This is a genomic window from Paraflavitalea sp., from assembly GCF_059502485.1.
The window spans coordinates 2,184,650-2,196,877 of record NZ_JCACET010000008.1 but is presented as its reverse complement, the minus strand read 5'-3'; the positions used below and the strand labels follow the sequence as shown (position 1 = coordinate 2,196,877).

Sequence of the window (12,228 nt, the reverse complement as noted above, 5' to 3'; positions counted from 1 at the left end):
AAATTTGCTCATTATGTCGCCGTTCGAAAAAGAGTTAAAAAATGTTAAAAGCTGCTCAACAGAATTCATCCTTGCGGTGAATGACACACTCAACGTGTTGAGTGGCAAATGGAAACTGCCGATCATAGGTACTTTACTGTTTGGCAAGAAACGTTTCAAGGAAATAGAGCGCGGTATTCCCAATATTACTGCCCGCATGTTGTCCAAAGAGCTTAAAGAGTTGGAGCTGAATGGTATGATCAAACGCACCGTGTACGATTCTATTCCTGTGTGTATTGAATATGAACTTACGAAATCGGGAAAATCGCTCACCATGGTACTGGACAGCATGGCTGTTTGGGGTTTACGGCATCGGAAACTTACGATGGTGGAAGAAAAGGTATAACGCTCTCTCTCCGTACCTTTACAGTATGGCAAACCACGATCATCCTACTCATTCTCATGAACATGGTAACTGTTCTCATGGTGACCATGACCACGCCTCCTCTACCCTGCATATTCACCCTGTAGTTAAAAATATGCGTGTGGCGCTGGTGCTTAATGTGCTCTTCACTATTATCGAGTTTATCGGTGGCCTGTATACTAATTCTGTAGCTATTCTTTCTGATGCTATTCATGACCTGGGCGATAGTATCGCTATTGCAGCGGCGCTGGTGCTGGAAAAGCAATCGGGCCAGGGCAGGACTTCGACTTTCAGTTATGGTAAAAGAAGGTTCTCTACACTGGCGGCCTTTCTCACTTCTTTAATATTAATGGCTGGCTCTATCGTGATCTTAACGGAGGCTATTCCCCGTTTTTTTGCTGTAGAAGCAGTGAAAACGACCGGTGTGTTGTGGTTGGCCGTAGCGGGTATCCTCTTCAATGGGCTTGCCATTCTGCGCTTACGTCAGGGCGAGCGTCAATCGCTGAATCAGCGGGCTGTGATGCTGCACCTCGTGGAGGATGCACTGGGATGGATAGCTGTGTTGGTGGGCGCTGTGATCATGTATTTTACGCATTGGTACTGGATCGATCCGCTGCTCTCTGTTGGCATCGCTTTATTTATTCTTTATAATGCTACGCGTAATATCCTTGCTACTTTAAAGATCTTCCTACAGGCTGCCCCTGCTTCTGTAGATGAACAGACTATCATTGCCGAGTTAAAGAAGCTGCCTGAAGTGACCGGCGTGCATGATGTGCATAGCTGGACAATGGATGGTGAAAAGAATATCCTTTCGCTTCACCTTGTTGTGAAGCAACCCATCGATACTATCCGACTCAGCAGCCTGCTGGAAAGGGCGCGGGAGATCATCGTGGCGCAGAATGTTCAGCATCCCACCATCCAGGTGGAGCCTGATGGCATGCCTTGCGGGCTGACGAATTGTTAGAAGTCGTTATATTTATATATGAATTGCCTGATCATCGACGACAACAAGATCGCCAGAACTACGCTTAAACAGTTGGCCAGCCAGGTGAAGGACCTGAACGTATTGGGCGAATGCAGTAATGCCATGGAAGCCTGGAACTTCATCCGGGAAGAAACGGTAGATCTGCTGTTGCTGGACATCGAAATGCAAGGCATGAGTGGTCTGGAACTAACGCGCAACCTGGGCGATAATGGGCCTGTCATTGTTTTTACTACCTCCAAGAAGGAATATGCCGCTGAGGCGTTTGAGTTGAATGTAGCTGATTACATCGTGAAGCCCGTCACTCCTGCCCGCTTTATACAGGCTATCGACCGCGTGCGGGATATCCTCGACAGTAATAAGGAAGAGGTGAAGCTGGCTGAGGATGAGTTTATTTTTATCCGCGACTCCAATATTGTTCGCCGGCTGGGCCTCGATGATCTTTTGTATGCCGAGGCTATGGGCGATTATGTAAAATTGTACACACCTTCGAAGTTCTACGCCGTCCACACCACGCTGAAGGCCGTGGAGGAGCGCTTGCCTGCGGGGAGGTTCCTGCGCGTGCACCGTTCGTACATAGTGGCTGTGGGCAAGATCGAGACGATCCAGGATGGCGCCTTGATTATCAATGGCAAATCTCTCCCTGTGGCGGATGCCTACCGCAGTGCGCTGAATAAGAGAATGAATATACTTTAAGCAAAGCCGGAGGCTTTGAAATACCCGTCACCAGCCAGAGGCTGGCGACTGTGTGCAGTACGATTGGGGTTATGGTTAGTTTCCACCGACCGGATTTCCGGATTCACCGACTCATTGTGCCTAATAGCCGCCTTGCTATTGGCGGGCGCGGGATTTGATTGCATCTTTACATCAGCAAATGCGATAAAGCAAAAATGCAATAGAGCAGATACGCATAGTTCTTTAATCTTTTTTCATAAGCAGTTAGTTTTGGTTAACGGCCCCGGTTTCTACCGGGGCCTTCTTTTTTAAGGTATGAAATCTTTTCTCATCATATTATTCATTGCAGACACTTGCTTACTTGTTGGTCTGACGTACTTATCCCTCAGAAGGGTTGGCAAAAGGAAGCATAGGCAGGGGTGATCATTTTTAAACTACATTAGCCTATTATTTAATAGCAATGACCAGTAAAAAGATCATTTATTATATACTGGCTGCCTTTATTGCCGGCAACTTGCTGCTGATCTATCTGCAATACAATTCCGCTAAAAACATCAATGGTCTTATTTCGGGTAATGAACGCCTCCTGTATGAGTTTGGGGTAGAGAATGAACTGCGTGCGCTGGAAAAAGGGGTACATGCCGTGGAGAATGGTGTGCTTCAAACTATTACCAAACGTGATAGCGTTGACCTGCCGGGCATAGAGCGCCAGGTGGCCGAAGTGGAAAAGGACCTTGGCATGCTACAGAAGATCAATGATGACGACAACTCTGTGAGGTTCATCGATGAACTGGATACACTGGTAAGACAAAAGTTACTTTTCAGTCACCGCATATTGGATACTTTTCACAGCACCGGCAAGACTGCCGCGGAAGACCTGTTTGCTACTCCTCAAAATGCACAGCTTACGCTGGATATCATGGCTACGGCCCGCAAGATCGACAGCAGCCGGCAACAGTTACTGGGCACGCTTACCAACGAGGTTGATAAGAACGGACGTGAGGCGCGGACTGCCGGTATGGTATTGATCATCCTGGTACTCATCAGCGGCGCTGTTTTGTTCTGGTTCATCATTAATCGTATCGGGCAGCAGAATCAACTGATCCGTCAACTGGATGCTTCGGAGAAGAAGGTGCGTGAGGCTGCGCGTATCAAGGAAAACTTCATGGCGAATATGAGTCATGAGATCCGCACGCCCATGAATGCCATCATGGGTTTTACCAGTTTGTTGCAAAAGCGGGAGACAGACCCTGTATCAACGGGTTATGTGCAAGCCATCCAAAGTTCGGGCGATAGCTTACTCACTATTATCAATGATATTCTCGATCTCTCCAAGATCGAAGCGGGCATGATGCGCATAGAGCCTACACCTTTCAGCATACGGGAATTGCTGTATTCGGTAGAGACTATGTTTCTTGAAAAGGTGAAAGAGAAGGGTTTGCAATTCACCACGCAGGTGGACAACTCTATTCCTGATACACTGAATGGTGATGCCACCCGGCTGACGCAGGTGTTGGTAAACCTGATCGGCAACGCGGTGAAGTTCACGCAACAGGGAAGCATTGCTGTGGTTATCAGTAACGAAGGTGTTCAGGAGAAGAATATTTTACTGGGCATCACAGTAAGTGATACCGGTATTGGCATCGACCCAGATAAGCTGCCTGGTATTTTTGAGCGGTTCCGACAGGCTGAAGATTCTATTACCCGTAAATATGGCGGCACAGGTCTTGGCCTTTCCATTGTGAAAGACCTTGTAGAGCTGCAGGGTGGCTCCATCGATGTGACCAGTGAGCCTGATAAGGGAAGTATTTTCCGCATCGTGATTCCTTATAAGATCACGCAGGAAGTGATCAACAATCAACGCAAGTGGTCTGACGCTTCGCTTAGAAATGCTGCGCCTGTTGATGTGCGCATTCTTGTAGTAGAGGACAATGAGATCAACCAGCAACTGATGCACCACCTGCTTGGCTATTGGGAACTGCCTTACGAGATCGCCGCCAATGGAAAAGAGGCGCTTGAAAGGTTACAGCGTGCGTCGTATGACCTGATACTCATGGATATTCAGATGCCTGGCATGGATGGCTATACTGCCACTGCGCAGATCAGGCATACGTTGCAACTGTCTACACCCATCATTGCCATGACCGCGCATGCGCTGGCGGGAGAAAGGGAGAAATGTCTCAGTGCCGGTATGAACGAATATATTTCCAAACCAATACAGGAAGAGGAATTGTACCGGATGATCGTCCGGTTTACGGGGCGGCAACAAACGGAAGCGCCGGTTAAGAAAGGGTTGTACCAGCCACCACCCACCAACTACCGGCACATCGACCTTGGGTATATGCGCGAGGTGAGTAATGGTAATAAGGAGTATGAGAAAACGGTAACGGAACAATTCCTTGAGATGATACCGGAAGACCTGAAGGGTCTGGAGCTTGCCCTGAAAAGAAAGGACTTTATTATGCTACGTGTGCTGGCTCATAATATGAAGACTTCCGTATCGGTAATGGGGCTTACTGAAAAGCTGCAACCTCATCTCGACATTCTTGAACAGCAGGATAATACCGATGAAAGTATTTTATTGATGCATATCAAAGCCGTGCAGCATATCTGTATTCCTGCCTTGAAGGAAGCACGGCACTTCTACGCTTCTTTGTAAGAACTACCTTTTTGTCGCAAACAGATTTCTCACTACGCCCAACCTTCCTGTGGGTTTAAACCCCTAATGGCTCCGTTCGAAATGACAGCGTTATATGAATGAGTTTCCTGCAGTAATATACTGCGCGTATCGCTCATGCCTTGTCGACGACTGTTTTGGCCTGTTGGCCGACTGGCGCTTTTCAAGGGGTTTTGCGGTGTGTAGCTTTACATCAGCAAATAATTCAAAACCAATTAAAATAGTTTACAATGAAAAAGCTGATGATCTCCTCACTGGCCCTTTTGCTGGCCACCGCCTCTATGCAGGCTCAAAATGAGTATGCCACTGTTAAAAAAGACATACAACAATCTAATAAAGAAGTAGCCGCCGCCAAAAAAGAAAAGAAGGAAGAACGTAAGGAATTAAGGAAGCTGGAAGGTAAGGAAGTGACTTATCAATCGAAGCAACAGTTTGGCGCAGACTTTGGCAATAATATTACAGATGTAACCTGGAAACGTACGAAGTATTTTGATGAAGCCACTTTCATGCTGGACGGGAAAAAGACAACGGCTTATTACGACATCAGGAATCAACTGGTAGGCACTACACAGGCAAGGGCTTTTGCTGATCTTCCTGCTGCTGCTCAAAAGTATATCAACAATAAATACAAAGATTATAAGGTAGGTGACGTGATTATGTATGATGACAATGAGAATAACGATACGGATATGTTAATGTATGGCCGCCAGTTTGCAGATGAAGATAATTATTTCGTAGAGCTGCAACAGGGAAGTAAAGATATCATTGTGCAGGTAGACATGGCTGGTCAGGTATTTTTCTTTACTAATATGCAGTAATCAACAATCTTACAATTGTTCCACTTTTCATAAAGGCGAGGTTAGGGTTATCAGGAAGCCTTCCCCAGATGCGGGAAGGCTTTTTTATTTCTTAGCTTTGCTCCAAAGTTGTGTTATGGCCACAGACCTTTCTTCGCTTGATCCTACGGGCAGGTTTTCGAAAAGAGTGGATAATTATGTGAAGTATCGCCCTTCTTATCCGGAAGCGGTGCTTACTTTTTTCAGGGAGCAGTTTGGGCTGACGCAAGATCGTACGATTGCTGATGTAGGTGCGGGTACGGGTATTTTTGCGGAGCTGTTGTTGAAGAATGGCTACCGGGTAACTTGTGTGGAGCCTAATGATGCTATGCGTGAAGCAAGTGTCGGCCAGTTATCGCATTATCCTGGCTTCAGTAGTGTGAAGGGGCAGGGTGAAGCAACGGGGCTGGCTGCTCAATCTGTTGACCTGATCACCGTGGCGCAGGCTTTTCACTGGATGGAACCTACGGTCACTAAAAAAGAATTTCTGCGTGTTCTTAAACCTGGTGGTCATATTGCGCTCATCTGGAATATCCGGCTGCAGGAGTCTCCTTTCCTCGTAGCTTATGATAAGCTGAAATCGGATTTCGGAACTGACTATACTACTTCCGGCCGTGACGTGCGGAATGTGTTGGTCGACTTCTTTGCGCCGGCTGCTATGCAGCTGACCATATTTCCTCACCAGGAGCAACTTACCTGGGAAGCACTGAAGGGTCAACTACTTTCTGCTTCTTATATACCTATGCCGGGTCATGAGCGATATGATGCCATGATGGGCGTACTTACGGAGCTGTTTAATGCCTACCAGCAGGATGGAATGATCACGATGGAGTATGAGACAAAGGTGTACTGGGCGTAATGAAACAGGTGCCTACCTCAATAGTTACCACCTGCTACCTCAACCCACTTTACCCATTTATCATTTTCTTTACGGTAGAAGCAAAAGGAGGTGGCTCCACCTCCATATGTACACCACATAAAATGAAATAGGAGTATGGTCCTATTCCTCATATAAATGGGTCTGGTAAAATAAATAGCATTATACATCGATCTGGCTACTTTGTACCACACACTGGCTATTGTATGCCTAAGCACTTTCAAGGTATCCCTCAGCCGCATGTTAGCACGGTACACAAAATCCATGATACTATCCGCTTCGATCCTTTTAGAATCAGGTAGCAAATTGTCATCTAATTCAATGTTTGCCGAATCTTTTAATTGTTCCAGTAAATACTTTCGTTCAGTAACCGTTAATTCGATACTGTCTTTTGGCAGGCTAAGGTTTACGACTACTTGTTTTGACAATTCTTTTACTTGCCTACGGAGTACGCCAGGTATGGCATGATTGCTATAGTAGATTGTGCCTGATGGTTGATAACGACGTATGACACTATGAACAAACTGCAGGTCGGTACTGTCCCACTGGGCTTTGAGGGGGTGAATAAAAAGAGAGAGCAGAAAGCAAATGATGTATATTTTCATAAATCAGTCGATTAAAGAGTATTGGTCATTAGTCAAAATGCGCCTCCGGTTACACATATCCATTCTGTCCATTGTCCGTTTTCTTTCTTGTAAAAAGACAGGGAAGTTTCTCCACCAGCAGTATCAGTGAGCCACATGAAATGAAACAGCATGATCGTTCCATTCCTGATATAAAGGGGTCTTGTAAATCTAAATGACTTATACGATGATTTACTATTTATATATTTTACTGCTGCTTCAAACCCCGCTGTAGCCACTAATGAGTCGTACACCTGCCTGTTTTTACGATGAAGGAACGTGAAGATACTGTCTGTATTTACCATTTTTGAATCATGGAATAAGCTATCAGCAAACCGGGTAATAGTTGGCTTTTTCAGTTCCTGCAACAAATAGGTTTGTTCTTTGGCAGTGAGCAGAATACTGTCGCCCCTGCGGTTTACCATTAACCGCTTTGTAAACTCTTTTACTTCTCTTTTAAAGACAGCATCCTCCGGACTGCTACCATAGTGAAGGGTTCCTATTCTCTGGTATTTGCGCATGAGGTCATGTATGAAATGTATTTCAGAACTGTCGAGCTGGGCCATGAGTGGCTGCATGAAAAGGAGGAGTAGAAAGCAGGTAGTGTGTATTTTCATAAATCAGTGGCCCGGGGGATGGGCGGTTTTGGCCTTTAATAGCGTGGGCGGTGCAGGAAAAATTGTTTGCGGGGGTTACTTTAACATTCCTTTGCGTGGTTGCTGGTGGAGCCGTTGGCGCAATTGCCGGGTAGTGTTACCTTTGCGGCCATGGAATATTTTAAGAAGCTGCAGGAGTTATTGAAGATCGAGCAGGAGGAGGATAAGCGATTGTATCAACAGCAGGCTGAAACGCTTTCGGTAACGGAGCGCCGGGCTTATGGGCTTACCTGGTACCCTATCGCGATCAGGGATACGGAAATGACCCGGGGCGATTATCTTTCTGTGGAGGTGGAGCGCACTACTCACCAGGATGTAGTGCATCAATTGCGGTTTGGCGCTTCCGCAGCGCTGTTTTCCAACCATGATCCCAAGGCTGACCGTGTGGAAGGTGTGGTTACTTTCCAAGGGGGTAATAAATTGAAGATCACTTTACGTACTGATGAATTGCCCGACTGGGCCCGCGATGGCAAGCTGGGCATCGACCTGTTGTTTGACGACAACAGTTATGATGAAATGCAGCAGGCGCTCAAGCTGGCTATCGTGCGGAGTGAGAAGAAAGAGGAAGGGAGGTTGATACAGGTGCTCTCCGGCAATGCCGCTCCCACTTTTGAGACAGAACATTTTCCTTATACCATATCCCGGCTGAATGCTTCACAGCAGGCGGCGGTGCACAAGATATTATCGGCCAATGATCTCGCTATCGTTCACGGTCCTCCCGGTACCGGCAAGACCACTACGCTGGTACAGGCTATCAAAGCGCTTATTAAGCAGGAACCGCAACAAATATTGGTAGTAGCGCCCAGCAATGCTGCCGTGGACCTGCTGAGTGAAAAGTTGTCGGATGAAGGATTGAGTGTGCTGCGCGTGGGTAACCCCGCCCGTGTATCGGAGAAGTTAACGTCGTTCACGCTGGATAGCAAGGTATCGGAGCATCCCAGTATGAAGGAGGTGAAGCGACTAAAAAAGCAGGCTTCTTCGTACAAGGACATGGCGCATAAGTACAAGCGCAACTTTGGTAAGGCGGAGCGTGAGCAACGGAAGGCGCTCTTTGATGAGGCTCATAAGATCATGAAGGAGGTAGAGAACACTGAGCAATATATTGTGAATGATCTGCTAACGAGGGCGCAGGTGATCACCGCTACGCTGGTGGGCGCCAATCATTATACTGTACGCCACCTTAAGTATAGAACTGTTGTGATCGACGAGGCTGGTCAGGCATTGGAGCCGGCTTGCTGGATACCTATATTGAAGGGAAGAAAAGTAGTTTTGGCTGGCGACCATTGTCAACTGCCGCCTACGATCAAGAGCCAGGAGGCTGCTCAGAAAGGACTGGCCACTACTCTACTGGAAAAATGTGTGCAGCTGTATCCCGAAGCTGTGGTACTGCTGGAAGAGCAATACCGAATGCATGAAATGATCATGGGTTATTCTTCGGGTGTGTTTTATGGCAACCGGTTGAAGGCGCATGAATCAGTAGCGGGGCATTTGTTGTTTGATGCAGACAGGCCGTTGTCGTTTATAGATACGGCTGGTTGCGGGTATGATGAAAAGCAGGATGGCACCAGCACTACCAATCCTGAAGAGGCAGCCTTTTTGTTCAGGCATCTTACGCAACTGGTGGCTGACCTTTCGACCAGATATCAACCCGGCAACTTTCCCACCATTGCCGTGATCTCTCCTTATAAGCAACAGGTTGAATTACTGAAAGAGCAATTGCAGCACTCTCCTGCTTTGAAGGAGTACAATGGCAATATTACTGTGAATACCATCGATAGCTTCCAAGGTCAGGAACGGGATATTGTGTACATCGGCATGACCCGTAGTAACTCTGACAATAAGATCGGGTTCCTTTCTGATATCCGCCGTATGAACGTGGCTATGACCCGGGCAAGGAAAAAGCTCGTGGTGATTGGTGACAGTGCCACGTTGAGTCAACTTCCTTTTTATTCGGATTTCATTTCTTATGCCGAGCAACGGAATGCGTGGCAGAGTGCGTGGGAGTTTGTGGAGGAGTAAATTCGGTTTGCTTCTTGTTTCTCAGCAACCAGCTGGTGCATTGGTAATAAGCTATGGCTTGATTGACCAGGCTATCGTCGAGGCGGGAAGCTGTGGCATTGCCTGTTTTCAGATCGGGCGTATATTCCTGTATGGTCTTAACGGGTGATTGTATTACCAGCTTACCGTTTCGCATGTATCCCAATCCCTGGTAGGTGCTGATAAATGCGCGCTGTTTTTCAGCGGGTGTATTGAGTATATCCTGTCCGAAGAATTTTGACTTGTATTGTAACCTCAGCATGCCCAATATGGTGGGTGCTACATCTATCTGCGCGGTAAGATCGCTGACTGTGCCCGGCTGTAATATTTTAGGTGCATAGATAAGCATCGGGATATGATAACCCGTTACGGGCAAATCCACACTGCCGGCGCTGCTGGCGCAATGGTCGGCCACGATCACGAATATGGTGCTATCGAACCAGCTTTTTGAGTGAGCTTCTTTCAGGAATTTATTGATGGCATAGTCCGTGTACTTTACAGCACCATCTCTCGACTGGATGGATGGTGGTATATCAATGCGGCCATCAGGATAGGTATAGGGCCGGTGGTTGGAAACGGTCATGATGTGGGTAAAGAAGGGCTTGCGCGTGGCTTCATTGGAATCGAGGGTGTGGAGGGCCAGTGTAAAGAGGTCTTCGTCGGCCACACCCCAGATGTTTTGGTAGTGTACATCTGCCGGCTTGATGGCCGACCTATCTATGACCGTATATCCGTTGCCGCCAAAGAAGGTTTGCATGTTGTCGAAATAGCTATAGCCGCCGTAAATGTATTGGGTGGTATATCCTTTTGAACGGAAGACGCTGCCCAGTGAAAACATGTTCGCATTGTCGGGGCGCTTTACAATGCTTTGTCCGGGCGTGGGTGGTATGGAAAGTGACAGTGCTTCAAGGCCACGGACGGTCCGTGTGCCGGATGCATATAAATTGGTAAAGAAGAGGCTATGGGATGACAGTGAATCGAGGTAGGGTGTAATGTTCTTGTCGCTGCCGAATGCCTGCATGAAGTTAGCACTCAGGCTTTCTACGCTGATGAGCACTACGTTTAGTTTTCTCTCCGGCTCCGGATAGGTGATCTCTCTTTCGATGCTGTAAGGATCGTTGCCAACAAAGCGGGCATTGGGTGACTGTAGTTGCTGCCTTACCAACTGGAACGCTTTTGTATCGGGCAGGGTTTGGTAGAACTGGTAGAAGTCGAGCTCGTTTTGGGTGAAGGCTACTGCAAATTCGTACATGCCGTTGCCGGCGAGTGAATTGGCATATTCGTTCTTGCTGAAATGGCGCCATTTTTCGGGTACTCCAATATATACCAATACCGGCATCAGCAACAGGCAGACGGCTAACAGGGTACGCCGGCCAAATGATAAGGGCTGGCTAACGCTGTGGCGAATGAGCTGCCGGCTCATGAACGTAAGGGCTACTGCTGTGAGCACCAGCACCGTCATGATCCAAACTATAGGATAGGACTCTGCGATGTTGCCCAGGACTTCGGTGGTATACACCAAGTAGTCCACGGCGATGAAGTTATAACGGGTGGTGAACTCCTGCCAGAAGAACCATTCGCTTACTACATTGAGCAATAGTAGAAATGTAACTAATACGAAGCCGAAGTATAAAACGCCTGCACGCCAGCGGGAACGGAAGGAAGCTGGTACAAAAAAGAGGACCAAGTATATTGCCCATCGCAGGACAATGTAACCGATCAACGCTGTATATAATTGAGGGCTGAAATCTTTGGGGACTATTTTGGTGAACATCAACAGGGACAGCAAGGTCGCGAAGAACAAGCATACAAACGGCAATGCTCCTTTCCGGTAGATGTATTCATTCTGCAGCCACAGGTGTAATACGAAGGGGATGATGACAAAAGATGCGATGGCCAGATCGTACACGATGCCAATGGAGAAGAGCCCTGTAAACTGGCCAACGGTGATGCCTGTGCCTGTAGTTGCGAATAGTAATCCTATACGGGTAAGGGTGGACAAGATGAGGTATAGGCCAATGATTACCCAAACGAATGAAAACCTGTTACGGAAAATCTTATTGTACATGCTACTAACGGGGTTTAAATATCTTTACAAACTTCCGCACTGATTCTATCGGAATTTTAAAGAAAACGGGTGATCAGTGGTTTCCCCTATTGTGTGTACAATAAAAATATTATTGTGGATGTCAGCTGCTTTTTCTCTTCAGCTTTTCTTCAGGTTTCACTTGTTGATTTGTGTTAATACTTTAAGTGTATTATTTACATTAACCAATCAATAACATCATGTGGAGATATTATGCGATGTGCAGGTGAAGTGTCAGGCATGTCTTTACTGTTACTTTCTTCATTTTACTTTCTGCTTATGCAGGGTTTCGCGCTTCTCGCGCGGGATTGTCACTTTCTTTTCCTTGATGAAAAGAAAGTAACCAAAGAAAAATCAAGTCAGGCCCGATCGCTCC

Annotated in this window: 10 protein-coding genes; 7 read left to right on the top strand and 3 right to left on the bottom strand. The window is 47.0% G+C overall.

What is annotated here, in order from left to right; translation table 11 throughout:
* The first annotated feature begins 13 nt into the window (after positions 1 to 13).
* From AC5JBY_RS11420 to AC5JBY_RS11395, 6 genes are all read left to right on the top strand, one after another.
* Positions 14 to 385, top strand: coding sequence for a winged helix-turn-helix transcriptional regulator (locus AC5JBY_RS11420; RefSeq protein WP_495904717.1), 372 nt, complete (start codon positions 14 to 16; stop codon positions 383 to 385).
* A gap of 25 nt (positions 386 to 410) precedes the next feature.
* Positions 411 to 1,367, top strand: coding sequence for a cation diffusion facilitator family transporter (locus AC5JBY_RS11415; RefSeq protein ID WP_495904716.1), 957 nt, complete (start codon positions 411 to 413; stop codon positions 1,365 to 1,367).
* An 18-nt stretch (positions 1,368 to 1,385) separates the two neighbouring features.
* The gene (locus AC5JBY_RS11410) at positions 1,386 to 2,081 is read left to right on the top strand and encodes a LytR/AlgR family response regulator transcription factor (RefSeq protein ID WP_495904715.1); all 696 of its coding nucleotides are present in this window, start codon (positions 1,386 to 1,388) and stop codon (positions 2,079 to 2,081) included.
* A gap of 439 nt (positions 2,082 to 2,520) precedes the next feature.
* Positions 2,521 to 4,719, top strand: a complete 2,199-nt coding sequence (locus AC5JBY_RS11405) for an ATP-binding protein (RefSeq protein WP_495904714.1) — start codon at positions 2,521 to 2,523, stop codon at positions 4,717 to 4,719.
* Between the two features lie 248 nt (positions 4,720 to 4,967).
* Positions 4,968 to 5,555 (top strand): hypothetical protein, encoded by a 588-nt coding sequence (locus AC5JBY_RS11400; protein WP_495904713.1) that lies wholly within the window; start codon positions 4,968 to 4,970, stop codon positions 5,553 to 5,555.
* A 115-nt stretch (positions 5,556 to 5,670) separates the two neighbouring features.
* Positions 5,671 to 6,432 carry a class I SAM-dependent methyltransferase gene (locus tag AC5JBY_RS11395; RefSeq protein ID WP_495904712.1) on the top strand — a complete coding sequence of 254 codons (762 nt, stop codon included), beginning with the start codon at positions 5,671 to 5,673 and terminating at the stop codon, positions 6,430 to 6,432.
* 17 nt (positions 6,433 to 6,449) lie between these two features.
* On the opposite strand, the gene AC5JBY_RS11390 is transcribed toward AC5JBY_RS11395, so the two are convergent.
* Both AC5JBY_RS11390 and AC5JBY_RS11385 read right to left on the bottom strand, forming a co-directional pair.
* A complete protein-coding gene (locus AC5JBY_RS11390) occupies positions 6,450 to 7,055 on the bottom strand; it encodes a hypothetical protein (protein WP_495904711.1) in 606 nt (201 codons plus the stop codon).
* Between the two features lie 32 nt (positions 7,056 to 7,087).
* Positions 7,088 to 7,651, bottom strand: a complete 564-nt coding sequence (locus AC5JBY_RS11385) for a hypothetical protein (RefSeq protein WP_495904710.1) — start codon at positions 7,649 to 7,651, stop codon at positions 7,088 to 7,090.
* A 189-nt stretch (positions 7,652 to 7,840) separates the two neighbouring features.
* Between AC5JBY_RS11385 and AC5JBY_RS11380 the strand changes: the two genes are divergently transcribed.
* Entirely contained in the window at positions 7,841 to 9,748 is a 1,908-nt protein-coding gene (locus tag AC5JBY_RS11380) for an AAA domain-containing protein (protein WP_495904709.1), read from the top strand.
* Here AC5JBY_RS11380 and AC5JBY_RS11375 read toward each other — a convergent pair.
* Entirely contained in the window at positions 9,687 to 11,834 is a 2,148-nt protein-coding gene (locus AC5JBY_RS11375; RefSeq protein ID WP_495904708.1) for an LTA synthase family protein, read from the bottom strand. The genes AC5JBY_RS11380 and AC5JBY_RS11375 overlap by 62 nt on opposite strands.
* Positions 11,835 to 12,228: the final 394 nt, after the last annotated feature.